Here is a 19,024-nt window from a genome sequence, read left to right on the forward strand (position 1 = left end):
GCAGGCTATGCCCCGGACCGCGACGCAAGGCAGTGCCTTAACGCTGCCGCAAAGCCTGGTTGATCTGCTCGGCCGCTTGACGCAGCGGCGGCAGGAACGCCTCGACCATCTCATCGCTGGGGTACCGGCTCGCGTGTCCGCTGACATTCATCGCGCCGATCACCCGCCCGCTGCGATCGACGATCGGCACCGCGACGGATTGCAGGCCCAGCTCCAACTCTTGGACCACGCACGCATAGCCATCGGCGCGTACTTGCGCGAGCCGCTGCTTCAGCTTCTCGATGTTTGTGATGCTATGCGGCGTATGCGCGCGGATGTCGCTGGCCGCGAGCAGTCGGTCTCGCTCGGTGTCTGGCAAACCCGCCAGCAACACGCGCCCCATGGATGTCGCCCAAGCCGGCAGGCGGCTGCCGACTGCCAGATTGATGCTCATGACTTTGTGACGCGACAGTCGCAGGATGTAGACGATGTCCGTCCCATCCAAGACGGAGACGGAACACGACTCCCGGGTTGCCTCGGCGACCTCTTCCATGTACGGCTGAGCGAGATCCCACAACGGCATGGCCGACAGGTAGGAATAACCCAGCTCCAGGATACGCGGCGTGAGCGAAAACTGTCGCCCGTCGATCGCCACATAGCCCAGCTGCGCCAAGGTGAGCAGAATCCGCCGCGCGCCGGCACGCGTCAATCCAGTCTGCGCGGCCACCTCCGACAAGGTCATGTGTGGCCGTTGCGGGCCAAACGCCCGTATCACCGACAGCCCGCGCGCGAACGATTGCACGTAGGTGTCGCCGGGTTGCTTTGTGTCTTCCATATCCGTCACGCCTTCAGTGCCCATGGCGGCCAACGCTATGAGCCGCAACTGCCCCTGCCGCCATAAAGCAGGCCACAGCTTTATTCGAACAATGTTCTTTGAATGAACGAAAGTTCTTATCAAGAACAAATTATGACATGCCCCTTTAACTGCGGATATTTCCCATGATTTCTAAGCTCGTTGATTCCGCGGCGGCCGCCCTGGCCGACGTCCCGGACGGTGCGACCGTCATGATTGGCGGCTTTGGCACGGCCGGCCAACCCATCGAACTCATAGACGCCCTGCTCGCACAAGGCGCGCGAGACCTCACCATCGTCAATAACAATGCCGGCAACGGCACCACGGGTCTGGCCGCGCTATTAGGCGCGGGACGCGTGCGCAAGATCATCTGCTCGTTCCCGCGCCAATCCGATTCGCAGATCTTCGATGAGTTGTATCGCAGCGGCAAGATCGAGCTTGAACTCGTGCCGCAAGGCAACCTCGCCGAACGCATCCGCGCCGCCGGCGCGGGCATCGGGGCTTTCTTTACCCCGACTGCCTATGGCACGCCCTTGGCCGAAGGCAAGGAAACCCGTGAAATCAACGGCCGTCATTACGTGCTGGAATACCCGCTGCACGCCGACTACGCGCTTATCAAGGCCGATCGCGGCGACCGCTGGGGCAATCTGGTCTACCGCAAAACCGCGCGCAACTTCGGCCCCATCATGGCCAGCGCCGCCCGTGTGGCGGTTGCCCAAGTCCGCGAGACCGTCGAACTCGGCGAGCTGGACCCGGAAAACATCGTGACCCCCGGCATCTTCGTACAGCGCGTTGTCCAGATCCCGGCCAAGGAGCAAGCATGAGCACCAAATTGACCCGCGACCAGATTGCCGCCCGCGTCGCCCAAGACATTCCCGAAGGCGCTTACGTGAACCTGGGCATCGGCCTGCCGACCCTGGTCGCCAATCACCTGCCTCAAGATCGCGAAGTCCTGCTGCATACCGAGAACGGGATGCTGGGCATGGGCCCCGCACCGGCCAAGGGCGAAGAGGACTACGACCTCATCAACGCTGGCAAACAACCCGTCACCGAACTGCCCGGTTGCGCTTTTTTCCACCACGCCGATTCGTTCGCGATGATGCGCGGTGGCCATCTGGATATCTGCGTGCTGGGCGCATTTCAGGTGTCTCAACACGGCGACCTGGCCAACTGGCACACCGGCGCCCCCGATGCGATTCCCGCGGTGGGCGGCGCGATGGATCTGGCCATCGGCGCGAAAGACGTGTTCGTAATGATGGAGCTGCTGACCCGTGAGGGACAGAGCAAGCTGGTCGCCGAATGCACCTATCCGCTGACAGGCGTTCGCTGCGTGTCGCGCGTGTACACCGACGTAGCGGTGTTCGACCTGCGCGAGGGCGAGGTCACGGTCATCGATATGTTTGGCGATATGACGCGTGAAACCTTGCTGCAACTGACCGGTCTGCCGTTGAAGTTCGCGTGATGGCTGGCTAGTAAGCCGACGCGCGCGTCCAGGCGCGCCGGCTTGCCCCCGGCATTTTTCTTGCTGAAGCGTCCCAGACTGTTTATGGTTCATCTACCGTTTAACGGTGAACGAAACCCGTGCGCGGCGATGTCATCCCTCGCTCCGAGGGAATGGCTCGACAACCGAAACCCGCTGCGCCCTTCAGACAAAAATCTGGGAGACCCCATGCCGTACATCATCGAGACCTTCGACAAACCTGGCCACCAAGCCGTGCGTCAGCAACATCGTCCTGAGCATCTGGCATTCCTGGCGGAGAACGCTGCGCTGCTGCTGGCTTGCGGCGCCAAGCTGCAAGATGACGGCCAGGATGGCGGCGGCGGGCTATACATCGTGGATCTGGATACTCGCGAAGAAGCCGAAGCTTTTATCCAGGGCGATCCCTTTCATAAAGTCGGGCTGTTCGAACGCGTCACCATCACGCGGTGGCGCAAGGCCTATCTCGACGGCAAATTGATGCTGTGAGGGCCTAGAGGGCCCGAAAACTCGCTGGAGGTCACCATGCTCAACCGCTATCGCCGACTTATCGCACTGCTATGTTTCGCCTCTATGGGCGCGTTCGCCCAAAGTCTGCCTCACGGCGTCTCGATTGACGGGATGAACGCCCTGAAACAAGGTGACGGACTCTGGCAGATCAGTGCGCAGGTGACCAACCATCGCGAAACCGCGGTGCCCGCGTTACAGGTCGTCTACGCCCTGTATGACGCGCAAGGACAGGAAATCGGGCGCGTGGAAAGCCGCCGCGATACTGCCCTGGCGCCCGGGGAAACGTGGCAGGCCCAGGCGTCTACGCCCCAGCCATTCACCCGCTTCAGCGCCAAGGAAATCAAGGAAGTTTCGAGCCAGCCTTGAATTCCTGACCGTGCCTGTAAGGCTGTTGTGGGAAAATGTTCTCGTGCGTGCGCCATAACAACAAGGTTTTCCTATGTTCCCCAAAAGACTTTCTGACGGCTACCAAGCATTCCTCGACGGCCGCTTCCACAACGAACGCAAACGCTACGAGCAGTTGGGCGAGCTGGGTCAGCATCCCGAGATTCTGCTGATCGGCTGCTGTGATTCCCGCGTCTCGCCCGAAGTCATTTTCGATGCAGGCCCCGGCGAGATGTTCATCATCCGCAACGTGGCCAATCTGGTGCCACCGTATGAAGGCGATGCCGAGGCCACCTCCTACCACGGCACCAGTGCGGCGATCGAGTTCGCCGTTAATGCGTTGAACGTCAAGCACATCGTCGTGTTGGGCCACGCGTCGTGCGGCGGCGTGCGGGCGGTGTTCGATGGCGCCGAGCCCCTGACGAAAATGGACTTCATCGGCAAGTGGATGTCCCAGATCACGCCGGTGGCCGAATCGCTGCCCCGCACGGGTGACCGCGCCAAAGACGTGCAACAGCTCGAATGGGCGGTGGTCGAACACAGCCTGCGCAACCTGATGACGTTCCCCTCCATCCGTCGACGTGTCGAGCGCGGCGAACTGGAGCTGCACGGCACCTATTTCGGCGTGGCCACCGGCCTGCTGTTCCTGCGCGACCCGCAAACAGGCAAGTTTGCTCCTTGCCAGACTGATCCGGACGCAGCCAACGCCTCCGCGTGAGGACTTGCCCCGTCGCGCTGACGGGGTAACGACCGCGGCCTTGCGCACCCAGGCTGCGGCGTACAAAGCCTTCCTGTACGGCAGACCTACCTCCGGACTACGCCGTGGGTCGGTAAATCGTCTGCAGCACCGAGCGGATATTTTCCGGAATTTCCGTCGCGCTGCCCGTCGCCTTATCGACGTACACATGCACGAATCTGCCCAATGCGGCCGCGGATTCGTCGGCGTTTTTAAACACCCCTACCTCGTACTCCACACTGCTTCTGCCGATGCGGGTGATCTTGATCCCGACCTGCACCGTGTCGGGAAACCGGATCGAGGAAAAATAGGTGCAGCGGTTATCCACGACCAGTCCCACCACCTCGCTGCGCTCAATGTCGAGCGCGCCCAGCTCGATCAGGAACTGATTGATCGCCGTGTCAAAAAACTCGAAATAGACAACGTTATTGACATGGCCATAGACATCATTGTCCTTCCAACGTGTCGAGATGGCGGCGAAATGAGGATAAGCACTACGTAAGGTCGGCTGCAGTTTGTCGGTCATAGCGGGGGAATCGATCTCGCTCGCGTGTTGAATCGGGTGTCTCCGGCTCGATTATCGCTTCTATTCATATAACGAATTTGACTTAGACAGCCCATAAAAGCAACTGTTACGGTTATGTGTCTAGTCCTGGCGCGCTACCAAACCGGCGGCGTGCTTTAGCGTTCGCGACGGCTATCGCCGCGCGCGCAGGTCCCATGCTTCATCACGCCCCTCGGGGCGCCCTGAGGGCGGCTTACCATGTATGTGTATGACCCTGTCGATCAACAACTGGTGGAACAGCGCGTCGCGCAGTTCACCGAGCAGACTCAGCGCTATCTCGCTGGGGAGCTGAGCGAAGACGATTTTCGCACTCTGCGTCTGCAGAATGGCCTCTACATTCAACGCCATGCGCCCATGCTGCGTGTGGCGATTCCGTATGGCTTGTTAGCCTCGCGCCAGCTGCGCACCCTGGCGCATATCGCGCGCACCTGGGATCGCGGCTATGGGCATTTCAGCACGCGGCAAAATATCCAGTTCAACTGGCCCCGGCTCGAAGATGTTCCCACCATCCTCGCCGAGCTGGCCAAGGTACAGATGCACGCCATTCAGACCAGCGGCAACTGTATCCGCAACACGACCTCCGATCATTTCGCCGGCGTCGCGCCCGATGAGCTTGTTAACCCCCTGGTGTGGTGCGAAATCATCCGCCAATGGTCCACGCTGCATCCCGAGTTCGCGTTCCTGCCGCGTAAGTTCAAGATCGCCGTCAGTGGCGCGGAGGAAGACCGCGCCGCCGTCGGCGTGCACGATATCGGCCTGCAGGCGGTCGAACGCGACGGCGTGCTGGGTTTTCGCGTGTGGATCGGCGGCGGCCTGGGCCGCACGCCCATGGTGGGACATCTGATCAATCCGTTCGTGCCGTGGCAGCATCTGCTCACTTATCTGCAAGCGGCGCTGCGCGTCTACAACCTGCATGGTCGACGCGACAACAAGTACAAGGCGCGCATCAAGATTCTGGTCAAGGAACTCACGCCCGAGGTCTATGCGCAGCAGGTCGATGAACAGTGGCAGCTCATCAAAGACGGCCCAGACACCCTCACGCAAGACTACGTCGACACCATCGCGCAGCGATTCACTTGGCCGCAATATGACGCTCAGGCCGCGAACGAACCCGATGACACTGACAGCCAGGCCGCCGCGAATCCCGCATTCGCGCGCTGGCTGAAACGCAACGTGCATCCCCATCGCGTGCCGGGTTACGCCGCCGTCACCTTGTCGCTCAAAGCCACCGGTGTGCCGCCCGGCGACATCACGGCCGAGCAAATGGAAGCCGTCGCCGATTTGTCGGAGCAATACGGCTATGGCGAAGTGCGCGTCTCGCACGAGCAGAATCTGGTGCTCGCCGATGTGCGCCGCTCGCGGCTGTATGCGTTGTGGGAAACGCTGCGCGAGCTGAACATGGCCACACCCAATATCGGTTTACTGACCAACATCATCGCATGCCCGGGCGGCGACTTCTGCGCGCTCGCCAATGCGGTATCGATCCCCGTGGCAGAGGCCATTCAACGCCGCTTCGACGACCTGGATTATTTATTCGATGTCGGCGAGCTGGACTTGAATATCTCCGGCTGTATCAACGCCTGTGGTCATCACCACGTTGGCCATATCGGCATCTTGGGAGTCGATAAGAACGGCGAAGAGTGGTATCAGGTCACCATAGGCGGGCGTCAAAATGGCGCGGCCAAACCGCTGCCCGATCTGCAATCGACGCGTGGCGGGGGTGCTGCCATCGGGCGCATCATCGGCCCGTCGTTTGCGCGCGACCAGATCCCCGATGTGGTGGACCGGCTGATTCAAACTTATCTGCGTCTGCGCGATAGCGAGATCGAGCGCTTTATCGATGTGGTCGATCGTCTGGGCATCGCACCCTTTAAGGAAGATGTGTATGCCGACCCGGCAGTCGCCAAGGCGGCGCCGGCATCTCGCGAGGTGGCCCATGTCTGATGTCATCGCCCATAGCGAACACACGGCTCGTTTGATCCGCCACGGCCAGCTTCAAGTGGATGATAGTCGGGTGCAAGCTGTCGCCGACGCCGGGGAAGTTGACGTGGCAACGATCGACTCGCTGCCGGCCGATGAACCCGGATGGATTGTTCCGCTCGCCACCTGGACCGCACATCGCGATACCTTACGCGCACGCCGCCACCCCGTAGCGGTGTTGCTCGCGCCGGATTCGAAATTGCAGGAACTCGTCAACGACGACGGCGAAATCGACCCGACCGGCATCGATTTCATCGCCATCGACTTCCCGGTCTATACGGACGGGCGCGGCTATTCCCTCGCGCAACTGCTACGTACCCGTTACGGCTGGCAAGGCGAGTTGCGCGCCGTGGGCGATGTGATGATCGACACCATCCACTATCAAGCGCGCGTAGGATTCGACAGTTTCTTGGTCAAGCCCGGACATGATCCGCACAAGGCGCTCGCCGCCTTCCAGACATTTACGGTGCATTACCAGAAGACCTATCCCAAGCCGTCCGTGCCCGTAGAAGCATAGACATCGTGCGCAGCGGCCCCCACGCGGCCCGGGATGCAGTAACGCGCGGATAAATCGCGCGGTCGTCTGCACCCTGAACGCGGTGTCGCGGGATCAAGCAGCGCCATGATGGCAACCCCAAAACACGAAGGCCTCACGTGCAAACCGTGAGGCCTTCTGTTCTACGCTTGGAGCCGATCGCCGGTCTATCGACGCGGCAACCGCCTGCCTTACGCCGTTGCGCCAGACTGATCCAGCAGCGTCTTCAATTCACCACTTTCGTTCATCTCGCTCATGATGTCCGAGCCGCCGATGAATTCGCCGCTGACGTAGAGCTGCGGGATCGTCGGCCAATTCGAGTATTCCTTGATGCCTTGGCGGACTTCTGCGTCTTCGAGCACGTTAACCGTGATCAGTTTCTTCACGCCACAGCTCTTCAGAATCTGAATGGCGCGGCCCGAAAAACCACATTGGGGAAACTGGGCCGTGCCCTTCATGAACAACACCACAGGGTGCTGGGTCACGGTCTCGCGGATAAATTCTTGCACGTCGCTCATGGTGATCTCACAAACAGTAATAGCTGATGGACTGCACCCTGCCGGCAATGGCGCGGGTTCTGGGCAGCGGATGATTCATTATAGAGACCCGCCGGAAATCCGCTCGATTCCGGCCAAGTCACGCAGGCTGGTTACATTGCCAAAACCCGCGCTATTTAACAGCTGGCGCACGGCTTGGGCCTGATCCCAACCGTGCTCAACCCATAACGCGCCACCCGGCCGCAAACGGGCAGCGGCGCCATTAATGATCGTGGTCAGGTCGCGCAGACCGTCCGCATGATCCGTCAGCGCTCCACGCGGCTCGAACCGCAGATCGCCTTGCGACAAATGCTCGTCATCACGGGCAATGTAAGGCGGATTGGAGACGATCAAATCGTAGCGCGCCAAGGCCGGCAGCGCCTCATACCAGCTCCCCTGCGCGAAATCCACGCGTGCATCCAGACGCGCGGCGTTGCGCACGGCCATCTGCAAGGCGGTGGCGCTCACATCGGTCGCTGTCACCGTGGCGCCAGGAGCGCCCAGCGCGATCGAAACCGCAATCACGCCACTACCGGTGCCCAGATCCAATACCGCGGCATCAGGGCGATCTTTCAGCCATGCCAGCGCGGTCTCCACGAGCAACTCCGTGTCGGGCCGAGGGATCAGCACATCGGGGGTCACCGCGAAATCCCGCCCCATGAATTCACGATGGCCCACCAAATAGGCCATCGGTTCGCCCGCCAAGCGCCGCGTCGCCAGCGCCTGATACGCCTGGGCCTGCCACGGTTCCACCGGATCGGTGTCATGCGCCAGCAGCCACGCGCGCGGTTTGCCGAGCACGTGCTCGAGCAACATACGCACCTCCAGTCGCGGCAAGCGCGTATCTTGCAACAGCGTCTGCAAGGTAGCTTGATTCACGTCAGACCTCATCGCCCAGGGCAGCCAGCAGCTCGGCCTGCTGCTCGGCGATCAATGCGCCGGTCAGTTCTTCCAGATCGCCTTCCATGATCTGCTGCAGCTTGTACAGGGTCAGGTTGATACGGTGATCCGTCACACGACCCTGTGGAAAGTTATACGTACGGATGCGTTCGGAACGGTCGCCCGAACCCACCAGGCTCTTGCGTTCGGCGGCTTCCTTGCTTTGACGTTCGCGCAGCTCGCGGTCTTTCAGGCGCGCGGCCAGCACCTGCATGGCCTTGTCCTTGTTGCGATGCTGCGAACGGTCATCCTGGCATTCCACCACCAAACCCGTGGGCAAGTGGGTGATGCGCACTGCCGAATCGGTTTTGTTGATGTGCTGACCACCCGCGCCGCTGGCGCGGAACGTATCGATGCGCAGATCCGAGGGATTGATGATGATCTCGTTCATCGCGTCGGCCTCGGGCAACACCGCCACCGTGCAAGCCGATGTGTGAATACGGCCCTGCGCCTCGGTGGCCGGCACACGCTGCACGCGATGCGCACCGGATTCAAATTTCAAACGCCCATAGGCGCCATCGCCATCGATGCGAGCGATCACTTCCTTATACCCGCCTAGCTCCGACGGGCTTTCCGACATCAGCTCCACCCGCCAGCCGCGCTGCTCGGCGTAGCGCGTATACATGCGTAGCAGATCGCCCGAGAACAGCGCGCTTTCGTCTCCGCCCGTGCCCGCGCGAATTTCCAGGAACAGGCTGCGCCCATCGTTAGGATCGCGCGGCAGCAACAACAGCTGCAAATCGGCTTCCAGCGTTTCAATACGCGCCTTGGCCGATTTGATTTCGTCTTCAGCCATCTCCTTGAAATCCGGGTCGCTCAGCATTTCCTGTGCGGCCTTCAGGTCTTCCTCGGTTTTCACGAATTGGTTGAATGCCTGCACGACGGGATCGAGTTCGGCCCGTTCGCGCGACAGTTTGCGAAAGCGATCCATATCGGCGCCAATTTCCGGCTCGGCCAGCAATGCGTCCACCTCCACGAGGCGGTGAGACAGCTGCTCCAGACGGCTGCGCATGGAAGATTTCATAGATAACTCAAAAAGACGTTGCGGATTAGCGGAATGCGGGCGCCCGAAAATGCGAACGCCCGCCTTGAGGCGGGCATTGCGGCAGCAACGCTAACGGCGCGTATCGCGGCCGGGGAACAGGCGCGGCATCCAGGCCAGCAGCTGCTGGCGCTCGTCGCCTTGACTACGGTTTAACGCCGCCAAGGGACCGTGCAGATATTTCTGCGTGAGACCGTGTGCGAGTTGTTCCAACACCGCCTCGGGCGATTCGCCGCGTGCCAGCATGCGGCGCGCGCGCTCCAGCTCGGCCGCGCGGACGTCTTCGGCGGCCTGATGCAGGTCGCGGATCACGGGCACGACTTCGCGTGACTGCATCCAGTGCATAAAGCCCTGGACACGGGTTTCGATGATGGCCTCGGCCTGCACCACCGCCGCGCGACGCGCGTCGGTGCCACTTTGCACGAGTTGACCCAGATCATCGACGGAATACAAATACACATCATCGAGCCGGCCGACTTCGGGCTCGATATCGCGCGGTACCGCCAGATCGATCATCACCATGGGGCGGTGACGTCGTTGCAGCGTAGCGCGCTCGACCAGCCCCAAGCCCAATATGGGCAAGGAGCTGGCCGTACAGGAAACGATGACATCGAATTCGGCCAGACGCTCGGGCAGATCAACCAGACGCATCGTGCTGGCCGCGAACTTGCCCGCGAGCAATTCCGCGCGTTCGGCGGTGCGGTTGGCCACCACCATGCTATGTGGACGCTGGGCCGCAAAGTGCGTGGCACAGAGCTCGATCATTTCGCCCGCGCCGATAAACAGCGTGCGCGCCTCGCTCAGATCGCCGAACACGCGTTCGGCCAGACGCACGGCCGCGGCCGCCATCGACACCGAATGCGCGCCGATCTCGGTCTGCGAACGGACCTCCTTGGCGACCGAGAAGGTGCGTTGGAACAGCTGATGCAGCAACGTACCCAATGAACCGGCCTCGCCGGCGGCACGCACCGCGTCTTTCATCTGCCCCAGAATCTGCGGCTCACCCAGCACCATGGAATCGAGGCCACTGGCTACGCGAAATGCGTGACGTACGGCCTCGTCCTGCTCATGGCGATAAAGATGGGGGCTCAACACGCCGGCTTCGAGGCGATTGTGATCGGCCAACCAGACGGGCAGATGCTCGGCCACCTCGGGCGGGGCCGCACAGTACACCTCGGTGCGATTACAGGTCGACAGAATCGCCGCTTCGCGTACGGCGCCGCCAAATGCGGAACGCAACCCTTCCAACGCCGGCCGCAGCAAGTCAGCGGGCATGGAAACACGCTCACGCACCGCAACCGGGGCAGAAGTGTGATTCAGACCGAACGCAAATACAGCTACGGACATGGGATGGATTTAGGAGCGCCGTTTGACGAAGTTCGACGCATTTGTAACTTAAGTCTTTGAAAATTATACATCCAAGGGTATTCCCTTGGTAGTTTTGGTTTGCATCGTCGCGCTGTGCCCACAAAACTTTTTCTCGGATTCCCAGCACACGCCTGAAATTTCGTGTATAGTTTCGGTCTTCGTTGGCCTGGTAGCTCAGTTGGTAGAGCAGCGGATTGAAAATCCGCGTGTCGGTGGTTCGATTCCGCCCCAGGCCACCAAAGATTCAATGCCCAGCTCATAGAGCTGGGCATTTTCGTTTGCGCGCCAAAATCTCTGGAGTGCCCTCCCCCGGACCGATCCTCGCAGCTGGCCCTATTTCAACAAGAACGTCATAGCCGTCATGTCGGCCAGCTGCTGCAGAGGTGTTGACATCCAACCAACCAACTAGTAGATTGTCTCGCATTGCACATCCATGACTTCCTTTAGGTGGACCCTTTTCGCCTCGAGGAAGATCCGTCACCCTATGAGCACCGAACTCTCTCCCCGCGCAAGCGAAATTGCCGCGCACACCAAGATCCTGCTGGCTGCAGGCGGCTACAACGGGTTTAGCTACGCTGACCTGTCCGAAAGGGTGCACATTGGCAAGGCCAGCATCCATCATCATTTCCCCAGCAAGGCAGACCTGGTGTTGACCGTGGTGGCGTTGCATCGCGAGCAGTTCCGCGCAGGGGTAACGGCGCTGGACCAGAAACTCGGCGATCCGCTGGCACGCTTGCAGGGCTATGTCGATTATTGGGCGCAATGCATACGTGATGGCAGCCCGTCCATGTGCATCTGCGCCATGCTGGCCGCCGAGGCGCCCATCATTCCGCAAGAGATTACCGATGAAGTGCGCCGCTATTTTGAAGACCTCATCGGCTGGCTGACAAGGGTGCTGGAGGAAGGCGCGGCAGCCGGGCAATTTCATCTCCGGGAGAGCGCCTTAAGCGAGGCACAAGCGTTCATGTCCATCGTGCACGGCGCAATGTTGACCGCGCGAGCGATGGGTAACCCTGAAGCCTTCAAGTCGGTTTGTCAGGCGGCGATTCAGCAGTTGACGACTCAGGCCTGATTTCTGGATGACGCGATGACTCACATCGCGTTTTTTTGACAAACGCAGTCAACCAACTAGTTGATTGATTACACACCCTCGAAGGATTTTCCGGCGCGGCCTTCGATCTGTCCACCCAGCGCCATGACCCACACCGCGATGTTCGCATCGCTCAGGAGACGCATCATGTCAGCTTCACGACTTCACACCTTTCTCGCCAGCACGTTGGCGAGCATCATGCTATCGGCCGTCGGCTCGACGGCGGCTTTGGCGGAGCCCGCCGCCGCGCAGGTTCATGTACGAGGCACCATTACCTCCCTCGCGGGGGACCAACTGCAAGTGAAATCGCGCGACGGCCAGGCGGTGAGCGTGCAACTCAAGCAGGGCTGGAAAGCCACCGCGGTTCAGAAAGCCGAGATCAGCGACATCAAACCAGGCGACTTCGTGGGCATCGCCTCATTGCCCAAGTCTGAAGGCGGCGATGGCGCACTGGAAGTCCTGATCTTTCCCCCCGCCATGAAAGGCACCGGAGAGGGCAGTTATGGCTGGGACTTGAAACCCAACAGCACCATGACGAACGCGACCGTGGGTGATGCGGTGAAATCCGTGGATGGCAGCGTCGTCACAGTCAACTACCACGGAAAAGACAAAAAAATTTCCATCCCCAATGGAACGCCCGTGGTGACGTTGGCCCCGGCGACGGCAGACGATGTCTCACCAGGCACCGTTGTCTTCATTCCGGCGGAAAAAGGCCAAGACGGCGCTCTGTCCGCCTCGAGGCTGGTGGTGGGCAAAGATGGTGTCGTGCCGCCCATGTAAGTCATCAACCACGATCGCCGGCTGATGACCTCAGCCGGCGCGGGAGTCTGCCATGAACCCCTCTAGCGTCAAACCGTTGTCCACCCTACCCTCACCTATTCGCCAACCGCAGTTCATCCGCCGGCATTCCCTCGTGGTGCGTGTCACGCATTGGATCAACGTGATGTGCCTCTCCCTCTTGTTGATGAGCGGCCTGCAGATTTTCAATGCGCACCCCCGGTTGTATTGGGGGCAGTACGGCGCGGATGCGGATCATGCCTTCATTGACCTGAGCGCGCATCCCTTTCCGTCCTGGATCACGATTCCGTCTTACCACGACCTGGGCGCAGGCAGGAACTGGCATTTTTTCTTCGCATGGTTATTGGTCGTTAACGGCCTTCTTTATCTGATTCATGGGTTATGGCGGGGGCATATTCGCAAAGACCTGTTGCCCGATCGGGACCAGCTGCGACCTCGCCATTTGTGGCAAGAAATCATCGACCATGTGCGGCTGCGTTTTGCCAAAGGCGATGACGCACGGCGCTATAACGCCTTGCAGAAGATAACGTACCTGCTCGTCGCGTTGGGGTTATTGCCGATGATGGTACTGACCGGGCTGACGATGTCACCCGGATTGAACGCCGCCTTTCCCTTTCTACTGGACCTGTTCGGCGGCCGGGCCTCCGCGCGCACCTTGCACTTCATCACGGCCTCGTCGTTGGTGTTGTTTGTGGTGGTCCACCTCTTGATGGTGGTGCTGTCAGGATTCAGAAACAATATGCGGTCCATGCTCAACGGGCGCTATGCCATCGACCCTTCAGGAGATACACCATGAATCCAGACCGTACACGCAGGCGGTTATTGGCCGGCCTGCTACTGGCGCCCGGTACCGCCATGTTGGCCGGATGTGATCGCATCACGCAAAGCGAAACGCTAGGCGGCCTGTTACGCAATACGGAGAAGCTGACTCAGAAAAGCCAGCGACTGCTGCTTGACCGTCAGGCGCTGGCGCGCGAATACAGTCTGGCTGATTTGTCGCCCGTCTTTCGCGCCAACGGAACCCAATCGCCCGACTCGGATGAATACCAACATTTACTCGAACACGGCTTCACTGATTGGCGGCTGCGAGTGGATGGGCTGGTCGAACACCCATTAGATCTTTCGCTTGCGCAATTGAAGCAAATGCCTTCGCGCACTCAGATCACCCGACACGATTGCGTCGAAGGCTGGAGCGCGATCGGGCAATGGCAGGGTGCACCCCTGGCGCACGTGCTCGACCTCGCGCGCTTAAAGCCCGGCGCACGCTATGTCGTCTTTCACTGCGCGGACGAGTTGGAATTGACGCTGGACGGCAGCGGCCGCTATTACGAAAGCATCGACTTACTCGATGCCTATCATCCGCAGACTATTTTGGCCTATGCCATGAACGGCAAAGCACTGCCCGTGGCGCATGGCGCGCCCCTGCGCCTGCGAGTCGAACGGCAACTGGGTTACAAGCAGGCGAAGTACCTGATGCGGCTGGAGGTGGTGTCGGCCTTCGACCGCTTATGGGGCGGCCGAGGGGGGTACTGGGAGGACAGGGGCTATGAATGGTATGCGGGGATTTGAATCTGGCGCCGAGATTGTTGGCGCCAGACTCCCTATGATGTTCGCTCCCCGTTTCCCGCTTCGAACTCGCGTTAAACCGGCTCCGGGGCTTGGACCAGTTTCCCGTTGGATCGATGGCGCAGGCTGCTGCGTACTCCCCACACCAGCAACAACGCGGTAAATAGCAGCACCCACATGCTGATCGGGCGCTCGACGAATGTCGAGAAGCTTCCTCGCGACAGCAGCATGGCGCGGCGGAAGTTTTCTTCCAGCATGGGTCCGAGGACGTAACCCAGCAGCAGCGGCGCAGGTTCGAAATCCAGCCTACGCAACACATAGCCGGCGATGCCGAATGCCAGCACCGCATATACGTCAAAGACGTTGTTGTTAACGGCATAGGTACCGATGCAGATGAACATCACGATCGCGGGATATAGGATGTGATAGGGAATCAACAGCACCCGCACCCATAGCCCGATCATCGGCACGTTCAGAAGCACCAGAATGATGTTGCCGATCCAGAAGCTCATCACCAGCCCCCAGAACATTTGCGGCTGTTCGGTAAGCATCTGAGGCCCCGGCTGGATGCCGTGGATCATCAATGCACCGATGATCAGCGCCATCGTCACGCTGCCCGGAATACCAAGCGTCATGGTGGGAATGAAGGACGCTTGATCGGATGCATTGTTGGCCGATTCGGGCGCCATGATGCCTTCGATGGCACCCTTGCCAAAGCGCTCAGGGGTTTTCGAAGTACGCTTCTCAAGCGCGTAAGCCATATAAGCGGCGACAGTAGGACCGACGCCAGGCAAGATGCCGAAAAAAGATCCCAATCCCGACCCACGCGCCATAGGCCACCAAGATCTCCGCATCTCATCGCGCGTGGGCAGCATCGACTTCATCGACACATCCACCTTGCGGTCACTCGATTTCACATGGTTGATACTGGCGATGATCTCGGTCAGACCAAACAGGCCCATGGCGATCGCCACGATTTGGATACCGTCCTGCAACTCGGGGAACCCGAGATCAAATCGCGCTACGCCGGAGTTCACATCGGTACCCACCAGCCCCAACATGACCCCGCCAACGACCATGGTGATCGCCTTGATTGCCGAGCCAGATGACACGACCGAGGCAGCAACCAGACCCAGCACCATGATCGCGAAGTATTCGGCAGGGCCAAACTTGAAGGCGACCTCCGAGATGACCGGCGCAAACAGCATCATCATGATGATGCCGACACTCGCGCCAAAGAACGACGCGACAGTGGTCATCAGCAACGCGACTCCGGCCCTGCCCTGCTTTGCCATCGGAAAACCGTCCAGACAGGTCACGGCATTCGCCGGCGTGCCGGGCAAGTTCAGCAGAATCGAGGCGGTCGATCCCCCATAGGTACTGCCGTACCAGATGCCCGCCAGCATGATCAGTGCGGCCGTTGGTTCAAGCACGTAGGTGATGGGAAACAGCAGCGACATCGTCGCCAAAGTTCCAACGCCGGGGATCACACCGATCAAGGTGCCAAGCGAAACGCCGATCACGCACCAGAGCAAGTTGTTCCATGCAAGCGCGGTCGATAGGCCCAGCGCGATGTTGTTAAACAGTTCCATCTTTATCCTCTCTACCAGGGCCAGGCGAACGCGGGCAGAATGACCCCCAGACCGCCTTTAAAGATGACCCATGCACCACCAGCAAGGCACACTGCAAGCAACAGCGATCCCTTTCTAGACAGCTTGCTATCCGCCTGACTGGCGACCAGACTCTGCACAATCACCGCAGGCACCAACCCGAAGGGCAAGACCAACAGCGCAAACGCGAGTACCGACAGGCTGATCCAGATCAACGGCCTGAGCTCCAACGTCGGCATGGGCCCTGCGCGCCGCAATGCGGGGATCACAATCAGGATGCCGCACAGTATTAACAGCCCGCCAGTGATGGCAGGAAAATATCCCGGCCCCATTCGTGCCGCCGTACCCACCTGGAAGGCAGTCAGGGAGTGATACATCCCCACCGCGCCGGCAAGGATGATCAGGGTGCCACCGATTAAGTCTCGGTAGTCAACGCTACGCATTTAGTCGTCTCCATCTATATGTCGAACCAGCTCCGTTCACCCGCGAAGCAAGGCCGTAAATGGTCCGTTACGCGGTCTTAGAGGGTCAAGTTACTTTGTCATGACTATTTGGTCATGTTGGTGTCGCAGACCGTAACAGGCGGCGTTTGGCCGCTCCGTTCAAATGTGTCTATAGTGGTAAGACCCCAGATCGAAAGGACGCTTGCCATGAACACTGACGGCCACTCCAGGAGCGCATCGCAAACCCTAGGCTGGATCGTCCTGGTCCTCATCGCGCTCTATGCTTTCGCGGGCGGCATATGGTTGGCGGCACTCGGCGGATCTTGGTATTACGTTTTATTGGGCATGGTCCTCATCGTTAGCGCCGTCTTTCTGTGGCGCTTTCGTGCGGCGGGTCTGTGGTGCTATGCCGTCGCGCTGCTCGCCACGTGGTTCTGGGGCATATGGGAAGTCGGTGCGGATTTCTGGGCACTGGCGCCACGCTATGGTTTGCTGTTCTTGCTGGGGCTATGGTTCCTGCTACCCCCTGCCACGCGCGGGATTGTGTCGGCAGGCCCGGCCAAGGCCGTGATCGCGATTACGATGGTCGGCATGTTGGCTGTGATGGGCTATGGGATCTTCAATGATCCGCAGGAGATCAATGGCACCTTGGCGCGTGCCCAACCTGACCAAGCGCGCCCTGTGCCCGGCGTGGCACAAGATGACTGGCCGGCTTACGGTCGCACCGAAGGCGGTATCCGTTACTCGCCGCTGGCACAGATCAACGACAAGAACGTGAAAGATCTACAAGTCGCGTGGACCTATCGTACTGGCGACTTTCGCACCGAAAACGATTCGGCGGAAACGACCAATGAGGTCACGCCCATCAAGGTCGGCGACAAGCTTTTTATATGCACGCCACACCAGTTTCTCGACGCGCTGGACCCGGCCACCGGCCAACGGCTGTGGCGCTTCGATCCGCAATTAAAGGCAGACAAAAGCTTTCAGCATCTGACGTGCCGAGGCGTGTCTTATCACGATGCCGGCAACCTCGAACGTTTCCCAGGAAGTATGGGCAAATCAGGCAGCGCGCCCTCCTCCATTTGCCCGCGCAAAGTACTGCTGCCCACCAATGACGGTCGCTTGATCGCGGTAAATGCCGACAATGGGCAGAAATGCAGTGACTTCGGCAACGACGGTGAAATCGATCTGCAAAAAAGCATGCCACACGCTTATCCCGGTGGCTATAACCCCACGTCGCCGCCCGTGGTGACCGCCACGACCATCGTGATTGGTGGCTCGGTGACAGACAACTTTTCCAACAAAGAACCGTCTGGCGTGATTCGCGGCTATGACGTGAACACGGGCGAGTTGAAGTGGGTGTTCGATACCGGCGCGGAGAACCCCAACGCCATGCCCGGCGAGAACACACTGTTCGTGCACAACTCGCCCAATGCCTGGGCGCCGCTGGCCTACGACGCGCAGACCGATGTGGTGTACGTACCCACAGGCGTGGGCACGCCCGATATCTGGGGCGGCGACCGCGATGCGTTAAAGGAACGTTATGCCAACGCGATGCTGGCGCTGGATGCGTCCACGGGCAAACTGATCTGGGATTTTCAGACCACGCATCACGATTTATGGGACATGGATGTACCGGCGCAACCGTCGCTCATGGATGTGACGCTAGCGAGCGGCGAGACGGTACCGGCGATTTATATCCTCACGAAAACAGGCAATGTGTTTGTGCTCGATCGTCGCAATGGCGAGCCCATCGTGCCCGTCACCGAGCAGCCCGTGCCCCAGACCGTCAAGCGTGGCCCGCCGACGCAGGGCGAACGTTATGCGCCAACGCAACCGTTTTCCGCGCTTAACCTTGCACCCCAGGAGAAGCTGACCGATAAAGACATGTGGGGCGCCACGATGCTCGACCAGTTGATGTGTCGGGTGATTTTCAAACGCTTGAATTACGACGGCATCTATACCCCGCCCTCGGAGAATGGCACACTTGTTTTCCCCGGTAACCTGGGCGTTTTCGAATGGGGCGGCATGTCCGTGAATCAGGACCGTCAAGTGGCACTGACGAATCCTATAGGGCTGCCTTTTGTTTCCAAGCTCCGGCCCGAAGACGCAAACCGCCCGATCAAAGACCGCGAAGGCGGACCTGAAAGCGGCGTGCAGCCCATGTATGGCACGCCCTACGGCGTCGAGCTCAATCCTTTTCTATCCCCACTGGGGCTACCTTGCAAAGCGCCCGCGTGGGGGTATGTCGCTGGGGTCGATCTGCAGACCAACGAGGTCGTTTGGAAAAAGCGCATCGGCACGATTCAAGACAGCCTGCCGCATCTGTTTGAATTGCCGCCGGTCAAGATCGGCGTGCCTGGCCTGGGTGGCCCGATCTCGACCGCGGGCAATGTCATGTTCGTCGCCGCGACCCAGGACAACTACTTGCGTGCCTTTGATGTGAGCAATGGCGAACTGCTGTGGGAAGCGCGCCTGCCCGCGGGCGGGCAGGCCACGCCGATGACCTACGCGATTAACGGTAAACAGTATGTGGTCGTGATGGCGGGTGGGCACGGGTCATTTGGTACGAAGATGGGCGACTACCTGATGGCCTATGCCCTGCCGGATTAA

20 protein-coding genes and 1 tRNA gene are annotated in these 19,024 nt (G+C 60.1%); 13 read left to right on the forward strand and 8 right to left on the reverse strand.

Going from position 1 to position 19,024, the window contains the following annotated elements:
- Positions 1-37: 37 nt before the first annotated feature.
- Positions 38-814 carry an IclR family transcriptional regulator gene (locus GOQ28_RS10010; protein WP_236844301.1) on the reverse strand — a complete coding sequence of 259 codons (777 nt, stop codon included), beginning with the start codon at positions 812-814 and terminating at the stop codon, positions 38-40.
- A gap of 164 nt (positions 815-978) precedes the next feature.
- Between GOQ28_RS10010 and GOQ28_RS10015 the strand changes: the two genes are divergently transcribed.
- The 5 genes from GOQ28_RS10015 to GOQ28_RS10035 all read left to right on the forward strand — a co-directional run bounded on the left by GOQ28_RS10015 (position 979) and on the right by GOQ28_RS10035 (position 3,921).
- Positions 979-1,656, forward strand: a complete 678-nt coding sequence (locus tag GOQ28_RS10015; RefSeq protein ID WP_160350465.1) for a 3-oxoacid CoA-transferase subunit A — start codon at positions 979-981, stop codon at positions 1,654-1,656.
- Entirely contained in the window at positions 1,653-2,294 is a 642-nt protein-coding gene (locus tag GOQ28_RS10020) for a 3-oxoacid CoA-transferase subunit B (protein ID WP_160350466.1), read from the forward strand. The genes GOQ28_RS10015 and GOQ28_RS10020 overlap by 4 nt, the downstream gene beginning before the upstream one ends.
- A 207-nt stretch (positions 2,295-2,501) precedes the next feature.
- Positions 2,502-2,798 carry a YciI family protein gene (locus tag GOQ28_RS10025; protein WP_160350467.1) on the forward strand — a complete coding sequence of 99 codons (297 nt, stop codon included), beginning with the start codon at positions 2,502-2,504 and terminating at the stop codon, positions 2,796-2,798.
- A 132-nt stretch (positions 2,799-2,930) separates the two neighbouring features.
- Complete coding sequence (locus GOQ28_RS10030) at positions 2,931-3,185, forward strand: FxLYD domain-containing protein (RefSeq protein WP_160356338.1); 255 nt, start codon at positions 2,931-2,933, stop codon at positions 3,183-3,185.
- Between the two features lie 73 nt (positions 3,186-3,258).
- A complete protein-coding gene (locus tag GOQ28_RS10035) occupies positions 3,259-3,921 on the forward strand; it encodes a carbonic anhydrase (RefSeq protein WP_160350469.1) in 663 nt (220 codons plus the stop codon).
- Positions 3,922-4,018: 97 nt separating this feature from the next.
- Here GOQ28_RS10035 and GOQ28_RS10040 read toward each other — a convergent pair whose 3' ends face one another.
- On the reverse strand, positions 4,019-4,465 hold the full coding sequence (locus GOQ28_RS10040; protein ID WP_160350470.1) for an acyl-CoA thioesterase: 447 nt from the start codon (positions 4,463-4,465) through the stop codon (positions 4,019-4,021).
- Positions 4,466-4,702: 237 nt separating this feature from the next.
- Here GOQ28_RS10040 and GOQ28_RS10045 point away from each other — a divergent pair, with 237 nt between their 5' ends.
- Positions 4,703-6,448 (forward strand): nitrite/sulfite reductase, encoded by a 1,746-nt coding sequence (locus GOQ28_RS10045; RefSeq protein ID WP_160356339.1) that lies wholly within the window; start codon positions 4,703-4,705, stop codon positions 6,446-6,448.
- The gene (locus GOQ28_RS10050) at positions 6,441-7,001 is read left to right on the forward strand and encodes a DUF934 domain-containing protein (RefSeq protein ID WP_160350472.1); all 561 of its coding nucleotides are present in this window, start codon (positions 6,441-6,443) and stop codon (positions 6,999-7,001) included. Before GOQ28_RS10045 ends, GOQ28_RS10050 begins: the two co-directional genes overlap by 8 nt.
- A gap of 209 nt (positions 7,002-7,210) precedes the next feature.
- Here the strand turns inward: GOQ28_RS10050 and grxD are convergent, their stop codons facing one another.
- From grxD to hemA, 4 genes are all read right to left on the reverse strand, one after another.
- Positions 7,211-7,537: a Grx4 family monothiol glutaredoxin gene (gene grxD, locus GOQ28_RS10055; protein WP_160350473.1), complete on the reverse strand. Its 327-nt coding sequence runs from the start codon at positions 7,535-7,537 to the stop codon at positions 7,211-7,213.
- Positions 7,538-7,615: 78 nt separating this feature from the next.
- A complete protein-coding gene (gene prmC, locus GOQ28_RS10060) occupies positions 7,616-8,446 on the reverse strand; it encodes a peptide chain release factor N(5)-glutamine methyltransferase (RefSeq protein ID WP_160350474.1) in 831 nt (276 codons plus the stop codon).
- A complete protein-coding gene (gene prfA / locus GOQ28_RS10065) occupies positions 8,436-9,518 on the reverse strand; it encodes a peptide chain release factor 1 (protein WP_160356340.1) in 1,083 nt (360 codons plus the stop codon). The genes prmC and prfA overlap by 11 nt, the downstream gene beginning before the upstream one ends.
- 90 nt (positions 9,519-9,608) lie before the next feature.
- The gene (gene hemA / locus GOQ28_RS10070) at positions 9,609-10,883 is read right to left on the reverse strand and encodes a glutamyl-tRNA reductase (protein WP_160350476.1); all 1,275 of its coding nucleotides are present in this window, start codon (positions 10,881-10,883) and stop codon (positions 9,609-9,611) included.
- A gap of 184 nt (positions 10,884-11,067) precedes the next feature.
- Here hemA and GOQ28_RS10075 point away from each other — a divergent pair.
- From GOQ28_RS10075 to GOQ28_RS10095, 5 genes are all read left to right on the forward strand, one after another.
- Positions 11,068-11,143: transfer RNA gene (locus GOQ28_RS10075), tRNA-Phe, on the forward strand.
- A gap of 245 nt (positions 11,144-11,388) precedes the next feature.
- The gene (locus GOQ28_RS10080; protein ID WP_160356341.1) at positions 11,389-11,976 is read left to right on the forward strand and encodes a TetR/AcrR family transcriptional regulator; all 588 of its coding nucleotides are present in this window, start codon (positions 11,389-11,391) and stop codon (positions 11,974-11,976) included.
- 165 nt (positions 11,977-12,141) lie between these two features.
- Complete coding sequence (locus tag GOQ28_RS10085; RefSeq protein WP_160356342.1) at positions 12,142-12,774, forward strand: hypothetical protein; 633 nt, start codon at positions 12,142-12,144, stop codon at positions 12,772-12,774.
- Between the two features lie 52 nt (positions 12,775-12,826).
- A complete protein-coding gene (locus tag GOQ28_RS10090; RefSeq protein ID WP_160356343.1) occupies positions 12,827-13,588 on the forward strand; it encodes a cytochrome b/b6 domain-containing protein in 762 nt (253 codons plus the stop codon).
- Positions 13,585-14,361, forward strand: coding sequence for a molybdopterin-binding protein (locus tag GOQ28_RS10095; protein ID WP_160356344.1), 777 nt, complete (start codon positions 13,585-13,587; stop codon positions 14,359-14,361). The genes GOQ28_RS10090 and GOQ28_RS10095 overlap by 4 nt, the downstream gene beginning before the upstream one ends.
- A 71-nt stretch (positions 14,362-14,432) precedes the next feature.
- Here the strand turns inward: GOQ28_RS10095 and GOQ28_RS10100 are convergent, their stop codons facing one another.
- A complete protein-coding gene (locus tag GOQ28_RS10100; protein ID WP_160356345.1) occupies positions 14,433-15,950 on the reverse strand; it encodes a tripartite tricarboxylate transporter permease in 1,518 nt (505 codons plus the stop codon).
- 11 nt (positions 15,951-15,961) lie between these two features.
- Positions 15,962-16,411, reverse strand: coding sequence for a tripartite tricarboxylate transporter TctB family protein (locus tag GOQ28_RS10105; protein WP_160356346.1), 450 nt, complete (start codon positions 16,409-16,411; stop codon positions 15,962-15,964).
- A gap of 207 nt (positions 16,412-16,618) precedes the next feature.
- On the opposite strand from GOQ28_RS10105, the gene GOQ28_RS10110 reads away from it, so the two are divergent.
- A complete protein-coding gene (locus GOQ28_RS10110; protein ID WP_160356347.1) occupies positions 16,619-19,024 on the forward strand; it encodes a glucose/quinate/shikimate family membrane-bound PQQ-dependent dehydrogenase in 2,406 nt (801 codons plus the stop codon).

The organism is Bordetella sp. 02P26C-1, assembly GCF_009763255.1.
GTDB lineage: Bacteria > Pseudomonadota > Gammaproteobacteria > Burkholderiales > Burkholderiaceae_B > Bordetella_A.

What these genes read in the sequence shown, in the direction of transcription:
- GOQ28_RS10010 (WP_236844301.1), bottom strand. Translation starts at nt 814, where the DNA reads ATGGAAGACACAAAGCAACCCGGCGACACCTACGTGCAATCGTTCGCG.
- GOQ28_RS10015 (WP_160350465.1), top strand. Translation starts at nt 979, where the DNA reads ATGATTTCTAAGCTCGTTGATTCCGCGGCGGCCGCCCTGGCCGACGTC.
- GOQ28_RS10020 (WP_160350466.1), top strand. Translation starts at nt 1,653, where the DNA reads ATGAGCACCAAATTGACCCGCGACCAGATTGCCGCCCGCGTCGCCCAA.
- GOQ28_RS10025 (WP_160350467.1), top strand. Translation starts at nt 2,502, where the DNA reads ATGCCGTACATCATCGAGACCTTCGACAAACCTGGCCACCAAGCCGTG.
- GOQ28_RS10030 (WP_160356338.1), top strand. Translation starts at nt 2,931, where the DNA reads ATGAACGCCCTGAAACAAGGTGACGGACTCTGGCAGATCAGTGCGCAG.
- GOQ28_RS10035 (WP_160350469.1), top strand. Translation starts at nt 3,259, where the DNA reads ATGTTCCCCAAAAGACTTTCTGACGGCTACCAAGCATTCCTCGACGGC.
- GOQ28_RS10040 (WP_160350470.1), bottom strand. Translation starts at nt 4,465, where the DNA reads ATGACCGACAAACTGCAGCCGACCTTACGTAGTGCTTATCCTCATTTC.
- GOQ28_RS10045 (WP_160356339.1), top strand. Translation starts at nt 4,703, where the DNA reads ATGTATGTGTATGACCCTGTCGATCAACAACTGGTGGAACAGCGCGTC.
- GOQ28_RS10050 (WP_160350472.1), top strand. Translation starts at nt 6,441, where the DNA reads ATGTCTGATGTCATCGCCCATAGCGAACACACGGCTCGTTTGATCCGC.
- grxD (WP_160350473.1), bottom strand. Translation starts at nt 7,537, where the DNA reads ATGAGCGACGTGCAAGAATTTATCCGCGAGACCGTGACCCAGCACCCT.
- prmC (WP_160350474.1), bottom strand. Translation starts at nt 8,446, where the DNA reads ATGAGGTCTGACGTGAATCAAGCTACCTTGCAGACGCTGTTGCAAGAT.
- prfA (WP_160356340.1), bottom strand. Translation starts at nt 9,518, where the DNA reads ATGAAATCTTCCATGCGCAGCCGTCTGGAGCAGCTGTCTCACCGCCTC.
- hemA (WP_160350476.1), bottom strand. Translation starts at nt 10,883, where the DNA reads ATGTCCGTAGCTGTATTTGCGTTCGGTCTGAATCACACTTCTGCCCCG.
- GOQ28_RS10080 (WP_160356341.1), top strand. Translation starts at nt 11,389, where the DNA reads ATGAGCACCGAACTCTCTCCCCGCGCAAGCGAAATTGCCGCGCACACC.
- GOQ28_RS10085 (WP_160356342.1), top strand. Translation starts at nt 12,142, where the DNA reads ATGTCAGCTTCACGACTTCACACCTTTCTCGCCAGCACGTTGGCGAGC.
- GOQ28_RS10090 (WP_160356343.1), top strand. Translation starts at nt 12,827, where the DNA reads ATGAACCCCTCTAGCGTCAAACCGTTGTCCACCCTACCCTCACCTATT.
- GOQ28_RS10095 (WP_160356344.1), top strand. Translation starts at nt 13,585, where the DNA reads ATGAATCCAGACCGTACACGCAGGCGGTTATTGGCCGGCCTGCTACTG.
- GOQ28_RS10100 (WP_160356345.1), bottom strand. Translation starts at nt 15,950, where the DNA reads ATGGAACTGTTTAACAACATCGCGCTGGGCCTATCGACCGCGCTTGCA.
- GOQ28_RS10105 (WP_160356346.1), bottom strand. Translation starts at nt 16,411, where the DNA reads ATGCGTAGCGTTGACTACCGAGACTTAATCGGTGGCACCCTGATCATC.
- GOQ28_RS10110 (WP_160356347.1), top strand. Translation starts at nt 16,619, where the DNA reads ATGAACACTGACGGCCACTCCAGGAGCGCATCGCAAACCCTAGGCTGG.